Source organism: Kitasatospora sp. NPDC059795, assembly GCF_042732175.1.
Taxonomy (GTDB): Bacteria; Actinomycetota; Actinomycetes; order Streptomycetales; family Streptomycetaceae; genus Kitasatospora.
In genome coordinates, this window is sequence record NZ_JBHWID010000006.1 from 362,179 (window position 1) to 380,185 (window position 18,007).

The 18,007-nt window shown below is 73.2% G+C and carries 18 protein-coding genes; 5 read left to right on the forward strand and 13 right to left on the reverse strand.

The features are described from left to right. Window positions 1–29: 29 nt before the first annotated feature. The 6 genes from ACFV4P_RS15545 to ACFV4P_RS15570 all read right to left on the reverse strand — a co-directional run bounded on the left by ACFV4P_RS15545 (window position 30) and on the right by ACFV4P_RS15570 (window position 6,238). Complete coding sequence (locus ACFV4P_RS15545; protein WP_380471288.1) at window positions 30–914, reverse strand: class I SAM-dependent methyltransferase; 885 nt, start codon at window positions 912–914, stop codon at window positions 30–32. Continuing rightward, window positions 911–2,383, reverse strand: a complete 1,473-nt coding sequence (locus ACFV4P_RS15550) for a 4-hydroxyphenylacetate 3-hydroxylase N-terminal domain-containing protein (protein ID WP_380471290.1) — start codon at window positions 2,381–2,383, stop codon at window positions 911–913. The genes ACFV4P_RS15545 and ACFV4P_RS15550 overlap by 4 nt, the downstream gene beginning before the upstream one ends. Further along, a complete protein-coding gene (locus ACFV4P_RS15555) occupies window positions 2,380–2,922 on the reverse strand; it encodes a flavin reductase family protein (protein ID WP_380471292.1) in 543 nt (180 codons plus the stop codon). The genes ACFV4P_RS15550 and ACFV4P_RS15555 overlap by 4 nt, the downstream gene beginning before the upstream one ends. Then, window positions 2,919–4,748: an asparagine synthase (glutamine-hydrolyzing) gene (gene asnB, locus ACFV4P_RS15560; RefSeq protein ID WP_380471294.1), complete on the reverse strand. Its 1,830-nt coding sequence runs from the start codon at window positions 4,746–4,748 to the stop codon at window positions 2,919–2,921. The genes ACFV4P_RS15555 and asnB overlap by 4 nt, the downstream gene beginning before the upstream one ends. Next, window positions 4,748–5,518 carry a hypothetical protein gene (locus ACFV4P_RS15565; RefSeq protein ID WP_380471296.1) on the reverse strand — a complete coding sequence of 257 codons (771 nt, stop codon included), beginning with the start codon at window positions 5,516–5,518 and terminating at the stop codon, window positions 4,748–4,750. Before ACFV4P_RS15565 ends, asnB begins: the two co-directional genes overlap by 1 nt. A 234-nt stretch (window positions 5,519–5,752) precedes the next feature. Next, window positions 5,753–6,238, reverse strand: coding sequence for an ArsR/SmtB family transcription factor (locus ACFV4P_RS15570; RefSeq protein ID WP_380471298.1), 486 nt, complete (start codon window positions 6,236–6,238; stop codon window positions 5,753–5,755). A 72-nt stretch (window positions 6,239–6,310) separates the two neighbouring features. Here ACFV4P_RS15570 and def point away from each other — a divergent pair, with 72 nt between their 5' ends. Beyond that, window positions 6,311–6,958, forward strand: coding sequence for a peptide deformylase (gene def / locus ACFV4P_RS15575; RefSeq protein ID WP_380471299.1), 648 nt, complete (start codon window positions 6,311–6,313; stop codon window positions 6,956–6,958). Window positions 6,959–7,036: 78 nt separating this feature from the next. Here the strand turns inward: def and galE are convergent, their stop codons facing one another. The 5 genes from galE to ACFV4P_RS15600 all read right to left on the reverse strand — a co-directional run bounded on the left by galE (window position 7,037) and on the right by ACFV4P_RS15600 (window position 11,177). Further along, on the reverse strand, window positions 7,037–8,038 hold the full coding sequence (galE, locus tag ACFV4P_RS15580) for a UDP-glucose 4-epimerase GalE (RefSeq protein ID WP_380471301.1): 1,002 nt from the start codon (window positions 8,036–8,038) through the stop codon (window positions 7,037–7,039). A 98-nt stretch (window positions 8,039–8,136) separates the two neighbouring features. After that, entirely contained in the window at window positions 8,137–9,006 is an 870-nt protein-coding gene (locus ACFV4P_RS15585; RefSeq protein ID WP_380471303.1) for an SUMF1/EgtB/PvdO family nonheme iron enzyme, read from the reverse strand. Continuing rightward, window positions 9,003–9,821 carry an SDR family oxidoreductase gene (locus tag ACFV4P_RS15590; protein ID WP_380471305.1) on the reverse strand — a complete coding sequence of 273 codons (819 nt, stop codon included), beginning with the start codon at window positions 9,819–9,821 and terminating at the stop codon, window positions 9,003–9,005. Before ACFV4P_RS15590 ends, ACFV4P_RS15585 begins: the two co-directional genes overlap by 4 nt. A gap of 44 nt (window positions 9,822–9,865) precedes the next feature. Next, window positions 9,866–10,126 carry a hypothetical protein gene (locus ACFV4P_RS15595; RefSeq protein WP_380471307.1) on the reverse strand — a complete coding sequence of 87 codons (261 nt, stop codon included), beginning with the start codon at window positions 10,124–10,126 and terminating at the stop codon, window positions 9,866–9,868. A gap of 4 nt (window positions 10,127–10,130) precedes the next feature. After that, window positions 10,131–11,177, reverse strand: a complete 1,047-nt coding sequence (locus ACFV4P_RS15600) for an NAD-dependent epimerase/dehydratase family protein (RefSeq protein WP_380471309.1) — start codon at window positions 11,175–11,177, stop codon at window positions 10,131–10,133. Window positions 11,178–11,401: 224 nt separating this feature from the next. On the opposite strand from ACFV4P_RS15600, the gene ACFV4P_RS15605 reads away from it, so the two are divergent. Beyond that, window positions 11,402–12,190 carry a GntR family transcriptional regulator gene (locus ACFV4P_RS15605; protein ID WP_380471311.1) on the forward strand — a complete coding sequence of 263 codons (789 nt, stop codon included), beginning with the start codon at window positions 11,402–11,404 and terminating at the stop codon, window positions 12,188–12,190. Window positions 12,191–12,215: 25 nt separating this feature from the next. Here the strand turns inward: ACFV4P_RS15605 and ACFV4P_RS15610 are convergent, their stop codons facing one another. Next, window positions 12,216–12,698 (reverse strand): MarR family winged helix-turn-helix transcriptional regulator, encoded by a 483-nt coding sequence (locus ACFV4P_RS15610; protein WP_380471313.1) that lies wholly within the window; start codon window positions 12,696–12,698, stop codon window positions 12,216–12,218. A gap of 94 nt (window positions 12,699–12,792) precedes the next feature. On the opposite strand from ACFV4P_RS15610, the gene ACFV4P_RS15615 reads away from it, so the two are divergent. The 3 genes from ACFV4P_RS15615 to ACFV4P_RS15625 all read left to right on the forward strand — a co-directional run bounded on the left by ACFV4P_RS15615 (window position 12,793) and on the right by ACFV4P_RS15625 (window position 17,110). Beyond that, window positions 12,793–13,890 carry an epoxide hydrolase family protein gene (locus ACFV4P_RS15615; protein WP_380471438.1) on the forward strand — a complete coding sequence of 366 codons (1,098 nt, stop codon included), beginning with the start codon at window positions 12,793–12,795 and terminating at the stop codon, window positions 13,888–13,890. A gap of 65 nt (window positions 13,891–13,955) precedes the next feature. After that, the gene (locus tag ACFV4P_RS15620; RefSeq protein WP_380471314.1) at window positions 13,956–14,726 is read left to right on the forward strand and encodes an ABC transporter ATP-binding protein; all 771 of its coding nucleotides are present in this window, start codon (window positions 13,956–13,958) and stop codon (window positions 14,724–14,726) included. Next, window positions 14,720–17,110 carry an FtsX-like permease family protein gene (locus tag ACFV4P_RS15625; protein WP_380471316.1) on the forward strand — a complete coding sequence of 797 codons (2,391 nt, stop codon included), beginning with the start codon at window positions 14,720–14,722 and terminating at the stop codon, window positions 17,108–17,110. Before ACFV4P_RS15620 ends, ACFV4P_RS15625 begins: the two co-directional genes overlap by 7 nt. Window positions 17,111–17,189: 79 nt before the next feature. Here ACFV4P_RS15625 and ACFV4P_RS15630 read toward each other — a convergent pair whose 3' ends face one another. Continuing rightward, complete coding sequence (locus tag ACFV4P_RS15630) at window positions 17,190–17,885, reverse strand: DUF2625 family protein (protein ID WP_380471318.1); 696 nt, start codon at window positions 17,883–17,885, stop codon at window positions 17,190–17,192. Window positions 17,886–18,007 lie beyond the last annotated feature (122 nt).

The following is an 18,007-nucleotide window of genomic DNA, read 5'->3' on the forward strand; positions in this document are numbered from 1 at the left end:
AGGTGCGGCGGCTGCGGGGTCGTCCCACCCTAGGCGCGGGCGGGGCGGTTTCCGGTTCCTGCAACAAACTCCTCATGTGCCGTCAACTCCCAGAGCCGAACCGGCATGTGGCTGACGTGTCCGCGTTCGTTCTGGCGCCGCCAGGCCGCCGCGCCGACGGCCCGGTAGAAGTCGGCGCGCCGCGGGCCGGGCAGCACCTGCGCGTAGTAGTCGCCGAAGGTCGCGGCGTGGAAGTGCTCGTACTGCTCGGCCGAGCCGACGGTCACCACCGCGTCGCGCTCCGCGTGGCCGGCGACCCGCAGGTGCGGGGCGAGGACGGCGAGCAGGTCGTCGACGGTGCGGGTGCGGGTGGCGATCGGCAGGACGCCGTGCGCGGCGAGCAGCGCGGCGACCGAGGCGGCCGGGGTGCCGAGGGCGGTGAGCGCCTCGCGGACCAACTCGTCCTCGCCGCCGAGGCCCTGGGCGTCCCGGGCGGGGTGGTAGGTGGTGAGCAGGAAGCGGCCGCCGGGGGCGAGGTGGTCGGCGACCCAGGCGAAGATCCGGTCCTCGTCCGGGTACAGCCAGTGCAGCACCGAGGTCTGGGTGATCACCTGGGCGCGGTACGGGAGTTGCTCGGGCGCGGTGAGGTCGGCGGCGTGCAGCACGGCGCGGTCGCCGTGCGGGGCGAGCCGGCGGGCGGCCTCGGCGAGGCGGTGCTCGGAGCGTTCCAGGCCGACGGCCAGGCGCAGCGAGGGGAAGCGGCCGAGCGCGGTGTCGAGCAGCTGGCCGATGCCGCTGCCGAGGTCGATCAGCGTCTCGGGGCTTCCGGTGACGCGGTCCAACACCCAGTCACGGTCGTGGACTTGGCGCAGTCGGCTGGCGTCGGCGTAGCCGGCGAGGGTGCGGGCCTGGATCTCGACGGCGGACGGGCTCACGCGCGGGCCTCCTGGTCAGTGGCGGGGTCGAGCAGGGCGAGCAGTCGGGCCCTGGTCGCGGACTGGTCGTAGCGGTGGAAGACGGTGATGCGGTTGCGGGCGAGGTCGCCGCGGTGGACGTACTCGTACAGGTCCTGGCGCTGGCCGAAGCCGTCCCCGGTGAGCTCCCAAGCCAGCCGGAACAGCCGGGACTTGAGCTCGACGCCGGTCTCCCGTCCGCGCATGTAACGGTCCAGGTGCGGGCGCAGCCGGGGGTTGGCGAGGTCGCCGGGGGAGGGCTGCATGAGCAGGCCGGACGCGCCGATCTTCCGGACGATCTCGACGGCGTGGCCGGCGACCTCGGCGGACCACACCCGGGAGGCGAAGGTGTCGCCGGGGGCGAACAGGCCCGCGTCGGTGCGGGCGCCGCGGTTCTCCGCCGCGTCGAGGAAGTACTCGGTGAGTTCGGCGTACCCGGCCAGCCGGCCCAAGTCCTCCTGGATGTTGCGGAACTGGGCGACACCGATGGACTCGGCGAGCAGCGTCGCGGTGGCCAGCAGGGTGCGCAGGCGCTCCCGGTAGCGGATGTGGCCGACGTACGCGCTCCAGGCGTTGATCCGGGCCAGGCCTTGGCGGGCGAGGTCGGCGTCGCGCAGCAGGAACACCCGCTCCCAGGGGACCAGGACGTCGTCGAAGAACAGCATCGCGTCCTGCTCGTCGTAGCGGGCGCCGAGCGGATGGCCGTGGCCCCACGGGGCGGCGCCGAGCGGTTCGCGGGCCAGCGTGATCAGGCCCGGGGTGTTCAACGGCAGCGCGAACCACACCACGAACTGCTCGGCCCGGCCCTGGGCGAACGACGCCGACAGGTACACCAGCACCTCGTGCGCGAGCGGCGCGAGGGTGGTGAGCTGCTTCGCGCCGCGCACCACGATGCCGTGCTCGTTCTCCGACAGCACCCGCAGCGCCAGGTCGGGATCGTCCAGCGGATTCGCCGAGCGGTCGATCTGCGGGTCGCCCAGGGCGTGCGACAGCACCAGGTCGTTCTGCGCGCAATGCCGGTACCAGGCCTCGGCGTTGGCCCCGAAACGGGGGTCGGCGGAGGCCAGCCGGTGACGGAAGTCGTGCACGCCGACGGCGATCGAGGCCATGAACGCCGGGGAACGGCCCTGCTGGCCGAGCGCCTCGGCGTGCCAGAACTCGGCGCTGCGCCGTTGGACGCGCAACTCCTCCAGACTGGTGGGCGGTTGGTAGGCGCGGGCCAGCCGCAGGCCGGTGTCCGGGTCCTTGAAGGTGAGCAACTCGCGGTGCTCGGGCCGGTGTTGGAGGTCGAGCAGGCGGCCGAGCTCCTCGGCGGCGGGCCGGAACGCCGGGTGGTCGGCCGGGTTGGCGACGCGCTGCCCGTCGAGGTACAGCTCGCGGCCGTCGTCGAGTTCGGCCAGGTAGCGGGCGCCGGTGAGCAGGCCGCGCGGCTCCGGTGACAGCAGGGTCATGCGCCGACTCCTCGAGTGGGAAGGGGATTTGGGATCTCCGGGCCGAGCTGCCGGTAGCGGGCCGCGTGGTACAGCAGCGGCCGGCCCGGGCCCTCGCCGATCGCGACGGCCTCGCCGACCAGCAACAGGTGGTCGCCGACCGGGAGTTCGGCGTACAGCCGGGCGTCGAACCAGGCCGGTGCGCCGGCCAGGACGGGCGCGCCGGTCGGGGCGTCCTGCCACGGCCGGTCCGCGAAGCCGCCGACCGCCAGGCCCGCGCCCGGGGTGGCGAACCGCCGTGCCAGGGCGGCCTGTTGCTCGCCCAGTACGGAGACCGCGAAGCGTCCGGCCGCGCGCACCGCGTCCGTCAGCGGGCTGCGGTGCGAGACGGCGACGCCGATCAGCAGCGGGTCGAGCGACAGGGTGCTGAACGAGGAGACGGTCTTCGCGTACTCGACGCCCGACCAACGGGCGGCGAGCACGGCGACACCGGTCGGCCAGTGCCGGGCCGCCGAGCGGAACGCGCTCGCGGTGAGCGCCTGGTGGGCCGGCGCGCTCACCGCAGACCCACCCGGTAGGCGCGCAGCCACTCGTCGACCTGCACCAGGTGGTCCAGGCCGCCGACCGGGTTCGGCGCGGTGCGCGGACTGGGCAGCGGGCGGCCCTCGGCGAGATGGCGGCGCACCAGGCCCCGGTCCACCAGGTCGAAGACGGGCGCGGCCGGGTCGGCCAGCAGCTCGTGGGCGCGGGCCGTCAGCACCTCGGTGTAGCGCACCGCCGGCGTCGACGGGTAGCCGGACTTCGGGCGGTCCGCGACCTGCGGCGGCAGCAGGTCGCGCACCGCGTCCCGCAGCAGCCCCTTGGCGCGTCCGCCGGGGGACTTCAGTTCCCACGGCACGTTCCACAGGTACTCCACCAGCCGGCGGTCGCAGAACGGCACCCGCACCTCCAGGCCGACCGACATCGACACCCGGTCCACCCGGTCCAGCAGCGGCGGCAGCCAGCGGGTCAGCGCCAGGTGGAAGGTCTCCCGGACCTTCGCCGCCGCCGGGTCCTCCCCGTCCAGCCGGGGCACCGAGGCCAGGCTGCTGCGGTACGCGGCCTCGGTGTACTCGACCGGCCGGACCTCGGCGCGCACCTCCGGGTGCAGCAGGGCCGCCGGGGTGGTGCGGCCGTGCAGCCACGGGAAGGTGCCGGAGGCGAGCGCCGGGGCGTCGTGGAAGTACGGGTAGCCGCCGAAGACCTCGTCCGCGGCCTCGCCGGACAGCGCGACCGTGGAGCGGCGGCGCACCTCGCGGAACAGCAGGTGCAGCGAGGCGTCCATCTCGCCCCAGCCGGGCCGGTCGCGGGCCCGCAGCACCGCGTCGCGGGCGTCCAGCAGGTCGTCGTCGGGGATCAGCACGCTGGTGTGCACGGTGCCGATGTGCTCGGCGGCGGCCCGCACGAACGGGGCGTCCTGGCCGGTGCGCCAGGCGTCGGGCGCGCGGTCGGCGCTGCCGGGGAAGTCCACCGAGAAGCTGGTGATCTTGCCCTGGCCGGCCCGCTCGCGGGCCTGCGCGGCCAGCGCGGTGATCGCCGAGGAGTCGACGCCGCCGGACAGCAGCGTGCACAGCGGCACGTCGCTGACCAACTGGCCCTCCACCGCGTCCGCGAGCAGCGCCCGCACGGTGGCCCGGGTGGTCGCCGCGTCGTCCGGGTGCGGGGCCGACTCCAGCTGCCAGTACGGGAGTTCGCGCACCGCGTGCCGGGTCGCCAGCACCAGGTGGCCCGGGCGGACCTCGTGCAGGCCCCGGAACAGTCCGTGCCCGGCGCTCGGCGCGGCCGGCAGCGCGAACAGCTCCGCGATGCCCGCCGCGTCCAACTCGGGCCGCAGCAACGGGTTCGCGAGCACCGCCTTCGGCTCGGAGCCGAACAGCACGCCGTTCGCGTGCCGGTGCCAGTACAGCGGCTTGATGCCCAAGTGGTCGCGCACCAGCAGGAGTTCCTCGCTCCGCGGGTCCCACAGTGCGTACCCGAAGATCCCGTTGAACCGGGCCGGCGCCCGATGCCCCCAGTGCAGGTGCGCGCGGAGCACCACCTCGGTGTCCGAGCGGGTCCGGAACACGTGCCCGTGCGACTCCAACTCGGCCCGCAGCTCACGGTAGTTGTACAGCTCGCCGTTGTACGCCAGCACCGCCCGGACCGGCTCGCCGTCGGTGAACGGCTGCAGGCCGCCGTCCAGGTCGATCACCGCCAACCGGGTGTGGCCCAGCGCCGCGTGCCGCGACAGCCACACCCCGTCCGCGTCCGGCCCCCGGCAGGTCAGCGTCTGCGTCATCCGGCGGACCGTCTCCGCGCGCAACCGCAGATCGTCCGCCCAGTCCAGCCAGCCCGTCACTCCGCACATCAGGACGCCCCCGTCGTGGTCTCGTCGTTCCCCTGCTCCTCGACGCCGGCCTCCCAGCGGCAGCCGTGGCCGGTCGGCCCCGAGCGCAGGCGGTGCGCCGGGCGGAAGCCCTTGGCGCGGATGTTCGCGGACAGCGCGTGCGTGCAGTACGTGCACGGGGAGGCCAGGGTGAGCGTCACCCCGCTGCGGCGGGCCTGCTCGCGGTAGTCCCAGATCGCGCAGTGCGTGATGGTCAGCGCCGCGTGCCGCGGCCCCGGCGGCGTGGCATCGTCGAACTCGTAGTCGGAGCCGTACAGTTCGGCCTGCCGGGCGATCCGGCGGATCGGGTCCGCGGCGCCCCGGCCGTGGTCCGGCTCGACCGTGCGGTGCACCTCGGCGTTGGACGCCGCCCACGCCGCGAGCACCTGCTCGCCGTAGTGCCGCACCAGGAAACGCTCCATCAGCGCCTGGCCGCGGAAGAACAGCCGCTGCCACTGCGCGGACGGCGCGGAGCCGTCCGGCAGGTCGGCGAAGATCTCGCCCTGCAACGCGAACCACTCCGCGAGCTGCGGCTGATCGCCGAGACTCACCAGGTACCTGGTCAGCCCCGCCTCCGCCTCGTGCAGCCGCTGCCGCCAGAGCGCGGAGCGCTCGGCGTCCGGCATCGACCGGAACGGCGAGCGGTCCGCGCCCTCGGCGCCCTCCGCGCCCTCCGCCCTTGCCCCGTTGTTGTCCGCCGGCAGGAGTGCGACCCTGTCCGGCCCGGTCCTGCCCTCGGGTACGACGCCCATCGGTGTTCTCCCTCCGACCCGCGCGACTGTGTCCTGCCAGCCACGCTAGGCAGCGCCGCCCGGGCCCCAGAAGCCCCGAACGGATCCCCCGAGGGCGACCTTCGTCGCCCTCGGGGTCGGGGGGATCCACGATCGGCAGCGGATCCGCGGGTGCTGCGGGCGCGGGCGTCGGTGGGGGCGGCTCGGGCGAAACGGTGATCGCCGCCGGGGGCGCGACAGCCCGCGCGGCGGAGGTCAGCCCGGCAGCAGCGGAACGATCCGGGCCGCGGCGGCGTACGGCACCGCGCCGCGCGGGCGGTGCGCGCGGTCGCGGTACTTCGTCAGCAACTTCCTTACCGCGTCCTGCAATTCGGCGGCCTCGGCGGGCGTCAGGTGCAGTACGGCGGTGAACGGATCGTCGGGCTCGTCGGCCTGGTTGGGCTCGGCGGGGTCGCGGACGGGGTGCGGTGCGGGCGTGGCGTCGGTCTCCCAGCGCAACCGCCACGGGCGGGCGCGGCCGCCCTGCGGGACTTCCTCGACCAGCCCGTAGCGGGCCAACTGCCTTAGGTGGAACGAGCAGAGTCCCGAACTGAGCCCGAGCCGTGCGGCGGCGTCGGTCGACGTCACGGTGCCGGCCTCGGCCAACAGGTCGAGCAGGGCGATCCGGACGGGGTGGTCGGGCAGCGGCCGGAGGACGCCCGGCGGCAGGGTGCGGTCGGTCGCGCGAATCTCATCAGTCACTTTGCAAAGCGTGCTACTTTGCAAAGCGAATGACAACCCGTCAGGCCGAGAGTCGAACAGAGGTGCCCCCGCGTGACCCACCCCCCGCAGGACCGTCGGGTCCGCGTCCAGGGCGAACCCGTCGACGCCTACCCGGCGCTCGCCCCCGAGACCGTGCGCGGCGCGGTCCGCCGAATCACCGTGGTCGGCGAGCCCGTCCTGCACCGCCGCTGCCGGCCCGTCACCGAGTTCGGCACTCCCGAACTCGCCCGCCTCGTCGACGACATGTTCGCCACCAACCACATCGCCGACGGCGCCGGCCTGGCCGCGAACCAGGTCGACGTCGACCTCCAGCTCTTCGTCTGGGACATCACCGACGACTGGGGCGTGCGCCACGTCGGCCACCTCGCCAACCCCGTCCTCGAAGACCTCCCCGCCGCCCACCGTCGCCTGCTCGAAGAACCCGAAGGCTGCCTCTCCGTTCCCGGCCCCCACCGCGAACTCGCCCGCCCCGACCATGCCGTCGTCCACGGCTTCGACCTGCACGGTCGCCCCCTCACCATCGAGGGCCACGGCTACTTCGCCCGCTGCCTCCAACACGAGACCGACCACCTCCACGGCCGCCTCTACCTCGACCGCCTCCCCGCCCGCGCCCGCAAGTCCGCCCTCCGCGAGATGGCCGACCGCCAGGCCGACGTCCTCGCCCGCCGCGCAGCCAAGGCAGCCCGCCTCGGCAAGTAGCTGCCCCACCCGCGCCCCGAGGCGCTGGCTCACCCCCCTGACCACCGGTCGAACCGCCCCGCCCGGCGGCCGGGCCGTTCAGTCCGCGCCGATGACGCTGTCGCGGACCGCCCGCCAGCGCAGCGAGTCCCGAATGCCGTCGGCGAGCGTGAACCGGGCTGTCCAGCCGAGGAGTTCGCGCGCTCGACTGCTGCGTGTGTAGGCACCGGCAGCGTCACCCGGCCGGGGGCCGGTCTCCACGACGGGCACCGTCTCACCGGTGACCTGCTCGTACGCGGCGACGAGTTCCCGAACGGTGGTGCCCGTTCCGGTGCCGAGGTTGACGACCTGGTACGGGTGCTCGGCGGTCACGGTGTCGAAGCGGTCGAGGGCGGCGCAGTGGGCCTCGGCGAGATCGCGGACGTGGACGTAGTCCCGGATGCCGGAGCCATCCCGGGTGGGCCAGTCGGTGCCGGTGATAGGGAACTTTTCGCCTGCGGCCTGAACGTCAATCAACTTGCCCAGTGCGTGGGTGGGCTTGCGGGTCTGCAGGCCGGTGCGGAGTTCGGGATCGGCGCCGATCGGGTTGAAGTAGCGCAGGGAGACGACGCGGACGGGCCCGGCGTCGGCGATGTCGGCAAGGAAGGTCTCGACCACCTGCTTGGTGCGGGCGTACGGGCTGAGCGTCTCCAGCGGCGAATCCTCGTAGACGGCCCAGTCGTTGGCCGGATCGGCCTGGTAGAGGGAGGCGGAGGACGAGAACAGCAGGCGCCGACAGCCATTGCGAGTGAGGTGCTCGGCGAAAGCGATGGTCTTGGCGACGTTCTCCCGGTAGTAGCCGAGCGGGTCGGCGACGGAATCGGGAACGACGATCAGTGCGGCACAGTGGACGGCGGCCCGGATGTCGGGGTGCTCGGTGAAGATCCGATCGAGAAGGCCGCCGTCGGCGATGTCGCCCTCGTAGAAGGGATGATCGGTGGTGAACTCCCGGCGGCCGGTCACGAGGTTGTCGAGGACGACCGGCGTGTGCCCGCGGTCGGCGAGAGCGTTGGCGATGGTGGAGCCGATGAACCCGGCACCGCCGGCGATCAGGAACTTCACGGATCCTCGCTGAGATTCGGGGCCGGTGGCCGTGGCCGGAGGTGCATCGACTGTAACCGAAGTCCGGTGGGAGTACGGAACATGACGAGGTGTCGGATCTACCGCTCGGTGGCGCAGCGGAATCCGGTGGCGAAGTTGGTGTAGCCGGGGTCGGCGGCGATGCGTTCGGCGCAGCGGGTCTGCCAGCGGTAGTGCATCCAACTGCCGCCGCGCAGGACGACGTAGCGGCCGACGATGTGCGAGTAGACGGTGCCGTAGTCACGAGTCGGGTCGTAGGGGTGGTAGACGGTGGAGGTCCATTCCTGGACGTTCCCGGCGAGGTCGTGGACGTAGAACGGGGATGCCCCGTGGGGACGTCCACCGATCGGTGTGGTGGCCGGGAGGGCGTGCGCGACGCGTTGAGAGTTCCACCAGGCGCGCCAGGCGTGTTCGTCATGCAGGGGTGTGGACGTCGTGTCGGCGGTCGAGGCCGCGTCCGGGTTCCAGGTGTTGCCCCAGGGCCAAGTACGGGTGCTGTCCGGCCCGCGGGCGGCGTACTCCCACTCGGTCTCGGTGGGCAGGCGAAGGCCGGCCCACGTGGCATAGGCGGTGGCATCGCCCAGGGTGAGGTGGACGGTGGGGTGGTCGTCGAGGGCGGGTGGGCCGTCGGGGCCTGTCGGTCGGCGCCAGTGGGCGCCGGCAGTCTCCTCCCAGAACTCGGAGCCGTAGACGAGGCTGCGGCCACGCTGCTCGGACAGGGTGCGGTACCCGGTGGCATCGGCGAATCGGCGGTACTGCGCATTCGTGACGGGGTGGCGGTCGATGCGGAACGCGGCGACGGGGAGCGGCTGCGAGGGGGACTCGTCCTCGAACCATCGGCGAGGGTAGTGCTGGGCTGCGGCAATCTCGTCCAGCGCCGCTTCTCCGGTGCCGCGCAGCAGGATGCCGGCAGGCACGTCGACCAGGTCGTGGTCTGCGGGCGCGTTCACCCCGCTGCCATGGCGGCGAAGTAGGCGTCGAGAGCGATCGGCAACGGCCGCAACTCGATGCCCGCAGCGGTGGCGGAACCGGTGGCCAGGAGCCGAGGCGTGCCGAGGTCGGTGGGCTCGATGTTCCAGATGCGGCCGGTGCGTGCGGCGACGGCCCGAGCGAGTTCGTACGGCGTGGTGGGCCGAGGGTTGACGAGGTGGTAGGTGCCGGTGTGCAACTCGGAGGCGAGACGATGAATGGCGGTGGCGACGTCCTGGGTGTGTGCGGCGTTCGTGGCGGTACGGGTCATGCGGAGGGTAGCGCCGTCCGGGGTGGCCAGGATCCGGCCGATCAGTCCGCCCGGCGTGCCGTCGGCGTGATTGCCGAACAGGCATGCGGTGCGAACGAGCAGCAGCCGGTCGGCGGCAACGGCAGCGGAGTCGGCGGCGGCTTTCGACTGCCCGAGGACGCCATCGGTGTTGTCGGGGTACTCGTCCTCGGCGCGCGGGTGCTCGGCAGGGGCGAAGACGATGTTGCCCGAGATCTGGACGAGCAGGGCTCGGTACCTGTTGGCCGCCTGGGCGCAGTTGCGAGCACCGGCGATGTTGACGGCCCTGGCACGGACGGGATCGACCTCACAGGCGCGTGTGTGCGGGATCGCGGCGGCGTTGATCAGCACCTGCGGGCGATGGGCGGCGGTCGCGGCGGCGACCTGCTCGAAGTCGGTGACGTCGCAGTCGTGGTGAGCGAGGCCGACGAGGTCGGTGTCGGGCGAGGCCGTGGCGCTCAAGGCGGTGCCGAGAAGGCCGACTGCGCCGAGCACGAGGATGCGCACGAGTGTCTCCGTTCGGTGAGGCGGGCGGTGGGCGGGGCGTGGGGTCAACCACCCGCGAGGGCGGGCAGGACGGTCAGCACGACTGCGTCGTCGATCGGGGCTCCGGGGGCGGCTCTCTCGTCGCCGATGTAGATGGCGAGCCAGCCGCCGATCCGGCCATCGGTGGTGAAGACCCGGCGGTGAAGCGCCGGGTAGCGAGAAGTGAGTTCGGCGAGGGCCTGCCGGACGGTCGTGCCGGAGACGGTCACGCAATGGACGCCCTCGGTGGCCGTCGTCCAGGAGTCGGGCATCTGCAGGAGCGCCACTGCCTCACACTCCGGTTCCGGTGCGGTCGTTGTGGAAACGCAGAACGTGCAGCAGGCCCTCGCGGAGGTCGACGACGGGCCTGAAGCCGAGCAGTGTGCGGGCGCGGGAGATGTCGGGTCGGCGGTGCCAGGTGTCGGTGAACGGCGCGCAGTACTCGTAGGCTCCGGGAAGGATTGCGGGCCGGCTGGTCACGAAACCGTTTTCGACGGACAAGTCTGCGATGATTTGGGCGAGTTCGGCCACCGAGATGCAGGCGTCCGGGTTGCCGAGGTTGACGGCCAGGTGCCCGTGCTCGGGCAGCATCGCGGAGTGGTTCAGGGCCAGGCGCATGCCCTCGACGAGGTCGCTGATGTAGCAGAACGCGCGGCGCTGGGACCCGTCACCGCTCAGTCGCATCGGGCGTCCGGCGAACACCGCCTCGGTGAACTGGGCGATCACCCTGCGTCCGCGGGGGTGGTCGAGGCCGGGGCCGTAGGCGTTGAAGATCCGCACGGCCACGGTGCGCGCCGGGCTCTCGGCGATCACGCTCTCCGCCACGGCCTTGACTTTGCTGTACGTCCAACGACCCACGCCAGGGGCCTCGTAGACGGTCAGGTCGTCCTCCGCCATTGTCTTGCCCTCGTACAGCGCGGAGTGCATGCCGTAGATGTCGGAGGTGCTGGCGAACAGCAGGGTGTGCTCAGGGGTGAGCAGCTGGGCGAGGGCGGCGGTCTGGGCGAGGGCGGCGACCTGACGCAGTGGAGCCTTGAGCGCCTGGTCGACACCGACCGTGGGCCAGGCGAGATGCGCCACTACGGGGTGCTCCCGCACCGTCCTGGCCATCAGTTCGGTGTCGGCCGTGCTGGCGACGACCACCCGAGGGCCGCGGCCGGCGAGCTCGGTCAGCCCGTGAAGGGCGTTCGGGTTGTCCGCGGTGTCAAGCACCGTCACGGGGTGGCCCAGGTCGGCCAGGCGCAGTGCGAGGTGGCGACCGATGAAGCCGGCGCCGCCGGTGACGAGGACGGGGGTGCTGCCGGGCAAGTTCTCGGCGGGAAGTGGACAGGTCGTCATGGGTTCCTCCGTTGCGGGGCCGGGGGTGCAGGAGGCCTTTCGGGCGTGGCGCGGCCGTGGTGGGCTTGAGCAGCAGGAAGACCTCGACCACTGAAAGTGCGAATGGTGTCACACTCGGTTAGTCCTAGTCCTAATATCCACGTGCCGTGAGGATTCGTCAATAGAGCTAGGACTAAACTTGCTTGGGGGCGACGCCGACGACACTACCGATTGAGGATGCGCTGATGGAGCACACGCCAGACCCCGCATATCAGCGGCTTGCCAACGACCTTCGGGCCGCGTTGGCCGATGGCACCTACCCGCCCGGATCAACTCTTCCGCGGATCACCGATCTCGCGGATCGGTACTCGATCTCCAAGCAGACCGCTCGTGAGGCGATCGCCGTCCTGGAGTCGGAGGGGCTGGTGGAGGTTGTCCGGCGGCGTGGCACGGTGGTGCGCGAACAGCCCGGGCGGAGGGTCATCACTCGCTCGCGGCAGGTGCATCGCGACGAGATCGGCTACTACTTCGACCCCGCCGCGCAGCCCTGGGTGGCCGTCAGGAAGCCCACCGTGGGGTGGGGGCCGGCGCCTCGTGAGATCGCGGCACTGCTGGGTGTCGCCCCCGGTGGCACTGTGCTGATCCGGGATCGGCTGATGGGTCACCCGGGGACGCTCGCTCCGCAGCAGGCGGCCACCAGTTACCTGCCCGAGGCGATCGCGCGTGGCACCCGTCTGGCCGAGGGGGACACCGGTCCGGGAGGGATCTACGACCGGCTCGAACGGGACCTCGGGCACGGGCCGCTCACCTGGCACGAGACGATCGGGGCTCGGATGCCCACCCCGACCGAGACCGCGGACCTGCAACTGCCGAGGGGCACGCCGGTGCTTCGGGTGCTGCGTACTGCCACGGCGCCGGACGGCACCGTGGTCGAGGTCAACGACACCCGGATGTCGGCGAGCGCATACGAGATCGGCTATCCCCTCACCCGCGACGCCACGGCCGCGTGGCGACCGGGGGGGCGTCGCGAGTAGCGGACGGGCAGGACGCCGGCGGTGGTCATGGGGTGGTCCGGGGTGGGTGATGGTGGGTGGGGCGGTGGTGGGTGGTGAGGAGGGTGAGGAGGTGGGTGAGGTCGTGTTGTTGGGTGGGGGTGAGGGGGGTGAGGAGTTCGGTCTCGGCTTCGGTGACGAGGGCGTCGAGACGGGCGAGGCGGTGGTGGCCGGCGGGGGTGAGGGTGATGGTGTTGCGGCGGCGGTCGGCGGGGTCGGGGGTGCGGTGGATGCAGTCGGTGGCGGCGAGTTCGTTGAGGACGGCGACCATGTCGCTGCGGTAGATGCCGGTGCGGCGGCTGAGCTCGGCCTGGCTGGTGGGGCCGGTCTCGGCGAGGGCGACCAGGACCGCGAAGTACCACTTGCGGGCGCCTTCGGCGGCGAGGCGGTCGCCGACGATTCGGTCGGCGACGGTGGCGGCCTGGGCGAGGAGGCGGCTGGGGACGGTGCGCAGGCGGGCCGGGGTGGGGTCCGGGGAGGACTGGCTCACGGGGGTCCTTGAGTCGTTGCGTTAGTGCCACTAACAGTCTAGCTTTGTTAGTGGCACTAACGTTTCGTGCGTGGAACCCACTGGAGTGAAGACCGTGATCGAGCCGTTCCGCATCGACATCCCGCAGGCCGACCTCGACGACCTCGCCGACCGTCTCGCCCGCACCCGCTGGCCCAACGAAGTCGCCGACGCCGGCTGGGACTACGGCTTCCCGCTGGCCCGGCTGAAGGAGCTCGCCGAACACTGGCGGACCGGCTACGACTGGCGCCGCCACGAGGCCGCGCTCAACCGGCTCCCGCACTTCACCACCGAGATCGACGGCCAGAACGTCCACTTCGTCCACGTCCGGTCCCCGAAGCCGGACGCGCTCGCACTGGTCCTCACCCACGGCTGGCCCGGCTCGTTCCTGGAGTTCCTCGACGTCGTCGAGCCGCTGTCGCGCGACTTCCACCTGGTGATCCCGTCCATCCCCGGCTACGGCTTCTCCGGCCCGACGCACGAACGCGGTTGGGACACCGGGCGGATCGCGCGGGCCTGGGCCGAGCTGATGCGCCGCCTCGGCTACGAGCGGTACGGCGCGCAGGGCGGCGACTTCGGTGCGGGCATCTCGCTGGCGCTCGGCGCCGTCGCCCCGGAACGGGTGGTCGGCGTGCACGTCAACTACCTTCCGACGCCGCCGGATCCGGACGCCGGGATCGAACTGTCGGAGGCGGACGAGGCCCGGCTCGACCAGGTCCGGCAGCTGATGGCGAACCGCCCGCCCTACCAGGCGCTCCAGGCCCTCACCCCGCAGACCGTCGGCTACCCGCTGACCGACTCCCCGGTCGGTCAACTGGCCTGGATCGCCGAGCGTTTCGCGCACTGGACCGACCCGCGCGCGCCGATCGACGACGACCGGATGCTCACCGACGTCGCGCTGTACTGGCTCACCGCCACCGCCGCCTCCTCCGCCCGCCTGCACCACGACACCCCGCGCGGCGCGGTGCCCTGCCCGGTGCCGGTCGGCGTCGCGGTGTTCGCCCACGACATCACCCGGTCGGTGCGGCCGCTGGCCGAACGGCGCTACGACATCAGGCACTGGTCGGAGTTCGAACGCGGCGGCCACTTCGCTGCGATGGAGGTCCCCGAGGCGTTCGCCGAGGACGTCCGGACGTTCTTCCTGGGCGTTGGCCGACGGGCAGGTCAGGGGTAGCTCAGGGTTCGGATCAGGGGCTGTCCGGAGGTGCGGCGGGTGGGTGGGGGCCTAGCGTCTGGGCGGTGAACAGTGACGGTGTGGCGGGGCGGCACGTGGTGCGGCTGGCGGGGGTGCGGCGGGCGTACCGGCGGGGCGCGGGGGAGGTGCGGGCGCTCGACGGGGTCGATGCGGCGTTCGCGGCGGGGAGTCTCACGGCGGTGATGGGGCCGTCCGGTTCGGGGAAGTCGACGCTGCTGCTGTGTGCGGCCGGGCTGGAGCCGGTGGACGCGGGGGAGGTGCTGCTGGACGGCGCGCCCGTGCACCGGATGTCGGAGCGGGCGCTGACCGAACTGCGGCGGGATCAACTCGGTTTCGTGTTCCAGTCGTTCAACCTGGTTCCGGTTCTGACGGCCCGTCAGAACGTGGAGCTGCCGCTGCGGTTGGCGGGGCGGCCGATCGATCCGGTGGAGATCGACCGGAGGTTGGCGGAGGTCGGTCTGGGAGAGCGTGGCCATCACCGGCCCGCCGAGCTGTCCGGCGGTCAGCAGCAACGGGTGGCGATCGCACGGGCGTTGGCCGCCGGACCGAAGGTGATCTTCGCGGACGAGCCGACCGGCGCCCTGGACTCGCGTTCGGCCCGCGCCGTGCTGGCGCTGCTGCGGGAGGTGGTGGAGCGCCACGGTCGGACGGTGGTGATGGTGACGCACGACCCCGTCGCGGCCGCGTACGCCCACCGGGTGCTGTTCCTCGCGGACGGGCGGGTGGTCGGCGAGCTGCACAAGCCGACGGCCGAGGCGGTGGCGCTGCGGATGGCCGCGTTGGAGCCGAACGAGCCTGGAGAGCAGGCATGTTGAGGCTGGCGGCGGCCACGCTGCGGCAGCGGTGGACGAGCTTCCTCGGCGCGTTCGTCGCGCTCGCGCTCGGCACGACGATGATCGGCACCATGGCGCTCGTGCTGACCGCCACCTTCGGCACCCCGCACCCCGGCCCGCAGCGGTTCCGCGAGGCCGGGGCGGTGGTCGCGCCGGTCGGGTTCGCGGGGCACCCGATGAAGGCGCCGGCGGTGCTGGACGGCGAGCTGGTCGGGCAGTTGCTCGCGGCGGGCGCCGTCGCCGACCGCAGCTTCCCGCTGCACCTCGACGACGGCGAGGTCACCGGCCACCCCTGGTCCTCGGCCGCGTTCGCCGGCTACCGGCTGCGCGCCGGGCGCGCGCCGCAAGCTCCCGGGGAGACGGTGCTGACGGGGGCGGACCCGCAGCTGATCGGACGACAGGCGGGCCGCTACCGGGTGGTCGGCGTGGTGGAGGGACGCTGGTTCGAGCGGGCCGCGTTCTTCACCGACGCCGAGGCGCAGCGCCTGTCGCCGGGGGTCAATACGCTGGTCTCCGACCTCCCGGCGGAGCGGCTGAACGCGCTGGTCGCCGGCCGGGCCGTCGTGCTGACCGGCCAGGACCGGACCAGGATCGACCCCGACGACACCGGCGGCGCACAGGCCCTGGCCAACGCCCAGGCGATGGCCGGCAGCACCACCGGACTCGCCGCCTGCGTCGCCGTGTTCGTCGTCGTCGCGACCTTCGCGTTCGCCACCGAACAGCGCCGCCGTGAAATCGCCCTGCTGCGCCTGGTCGGCGCCGCGCCCCGGCAGGTGCGGCGGCTGGTCCTCGGCGAGGCCGCACTGATCGGCACGGCCGCCGCGCTGCTCGGCTGCGCGCTCGCGCCGGTCGCGGTCGGGCCGTTGCGGAGCTGGATGGTGCGGCACGACGTCGCCCCGTCCTGGTTCGAGGTGCCGCTGCGCCCGCTGCCGCTGCTGGTGGCGTTCGCGCTGGGAGTGGTCGCCGCGCTGGCGGGTTCGGCGGCGACGCTGGTGCGGGTGTCGGTGATCCGCCCGGCGGAGGCGCTGCGGGAGAGTGCGGTGGAGCGGCCGGGGCGGGTGCCGGTGCGGCTGCTGCTGGGCGGCCTGCTGCTGGTCGGCGCGGTCGTCGCGGGGGCGGTGATCGCGAGCGGGGAGCCGTACTTGGCGGCGAACGTCCGCAAGTACCAGGCCGTGCCGGTGCTGTACGTCGGCGCGTTCGCGCTGCTCGCCCCGGTGCTGCTGCCGCCGCTGGTACGGGCGTTGACGTGGCCGCTGCGGCGCTCCGCGAAGGCCGGTCCGATGCTGGTCCGCGAGAACGTGCTCACCGAACGGCGGCGCACCGCCGCGACCGTGGCCCCGATCGTCGTCGCGGTCGGCCTGGTCGGCACCCTGCTGACCGTGCAGCATTCCGCGGACGCCGCGCTGCTGGCCCGCCAGCGGCAGGAGGTGCATGCGACGGACCTGGTGCGGGCGCCGGGCGGCGGGGTGGCCGAGAGGCTGGCCGGCCTGCCGAACGTCCGTGTCACGCCGGTGACTTCGATGAACGTGAAGATCGGGACGGCGGAGGGGGAGCAGCTCGACTCGCTGCGGGTGCAGGCGGTGCCGGCGGCGGCGTTCGGGCGGACGTTCACGCCGGTGGTGCGGGCGGGGTCGGTGGACGCGCTGCCGGCGGACTTCCTGGTCATCGACGAACACGCCGCCGAATCGGACGGGTTGGCGGTGGGGGATCGGCTGGTCGCCCTGCTGCCGACGGGAGTCCGGGCGCCGGTGGTGGTCGCGGCGGTGGTGGCGCGGGGCCTCGGCGGTGACGACGCGTATCTGTCGGCGTCGGTCGCCGGGGCGGCGCAGCCCACCACGCTGTACCTGGACGGGGCGTCGGGGCGGCTGAGCGACGGGCAACTCGATGCGGTGCGGGACGCGTTGGCGGAGACGGGTGCGCAACTGACCACTCAGGAGGCGGTGTTGGCGCAGGAGCGGGCGAAGGCCGCTCAACAGGCCGACAACGCGGCCGTGGTGGTGCTCGGCATCGCCCTCGCCTACGCGCTGATCTCGGTCGCCGGGACGCTGGCGATGGCGGTCGCGGGGCGCCGGCGGGAGTTCGCGCTGCTGGGGCTCGCGGGCGCGGTGCGGCGGCAGATCGTGACGGTCGTGGCGGCGGAGGCGGCGATCGCCGCACTGGCTGGCACGTTGCTCGCCGGGGCGGCCGCCGTACTGACGGCGCTCACCCAACACGCCGCCCTGGCGCACCTGTTGACCGGCCCGCCGCTCGCCGTCGCCTGGCCCCAGCTGACGGCCACCGCCGCCCTGTGTGCGGCCGTCACCCTCGCCACCGCCGCGCTGTGCACGGCCCGGGCGGTCCGACCGGCGGCCACCCGGGCGCAGTAGCAGGGGAGTCGGGAGACCCGGAACGGCGCGGACCCGGACGGAGCAGGAGCAGCGGGCGGCGACGGGCCGAGGTGGGTCGCTATGCGGCGCCCAGGAAGCCGGGGTTGGGGAGGCCGGCCTGTTGGGCGAAGTCGGCGGCGAGGCCAAGGAGTTCGCGCAGCGGGACGGGCTTGCGGCTGGTGGCGGCGAGATCCTGGTGGGCCTGCTCCGACCACAGGAAGGGGTAGACCGAGATGCCCTCGTCGGGTGCGAGAGCCGCCGTCTCCTCGCGCCAGCCCGGCCATCGCAGGCTGTCGTAGAAGGTCGCCGGCTCCCCGGACAGCAGCCAGGCGATCCAGCTGGAGTGGCCGATGTCCAGGGCCTCCCACTCCAGCGAGTCCGGGGCGAAGTACGTGACGTGGCCGGGCATGCCGGGGCGGCCCTCGGCGGCCGGGTCGTGGCCGTTCAGGGCGAAGACGCCGCCGAGGACGTCGTGCGCGAGGACCAGGCCGGCCCCCGGGTGCCAGGCGGGATCGGGGACGGCCGGGAAGCGGTTGACCCGGCCGAGGCCGCTGCCGTGCACCCGGAGCCAGCCGCCGTCCAGCAGCAGGCCGCCGGTGTGCAGGGTCAGCGCGCCGAGCGTGGAGCGCGCGGTGACCTGGAGCTGGAGCAGACCGCGCCGGCCCTCCTGCTCGTCGGCCGGCAGTACCCGGACGGAGGGCGCGGTCGCGAGGGCGGCCCGGAGTTCGGGCCAGGCGGGGTCGTCCACGGTGATCAGTTCGTCGATGTCGCGCATCCGGGGATGATCGCAGACGGGCCGGATCGCAGACGCGCCGGACAGCGGGCGGCCGGCGGGGGATTCGCCGGGCCCGGGCGGCCGGCGCCGGCCGCGCGACTCAGCCCGTCGGCCGGTCGGCC

Excerpts from the sequence above, each read along its gene's own strand:
- ACFV4P_RS15605 (WP_380471311.1), top strand. The coding sequence starts at position 11,402 with ATGGAGCACACGCCAGACCCCGCATATCAGCGGCTTGCCAACGACCTT.
- ACFV4P_RS15565 (WP_380471296.1), bottom strand. The coding sequence starts at position 5,518 with ATGGGCGTCGTACCCGAGGGCAGGACCGGGCCGGACAGGGTCGCACTC.
- ACFV4P_RS15630 (WP_380471318.1), bottom strand. The coding sequence starts at position 17,885 with ATGCGCGACATCGACGAACTGATCACCGTGGACGACCCCGCCTGGCCC.
- ACFV4P_RS15625 (WP_380471316.1), top strand. The coding sequence starts at position 14,720 with ATGTTGAGGCTGGCGGCGGCCACGCTGCGGCAGCGGTGGACGAGCTTC.
- ACFV4P_RS15550 (WP_380471290.1), bottom strand. The coding sequence starts at position 2,383 with ATGACCCTGCTGTCACCGGAGCCGCGCGGCCTGCTCACCGGCGCCCGC.
- ACFV4P_RS15600 (WP_380471309.1), bottom strand. The coding sequence starts at position 11,177 with ATGACGACCTGTCCACTTCCCGCCGAGAACTTGCCCGGCAGCACCCCC.
- asnB (WP_380471294.1), bottom strand. The coding sequence starts at position 4,748 with ATGTGCGGAGTGACGGGCTGGCTGGACTGGGCGGACGATCTGCGGTTG.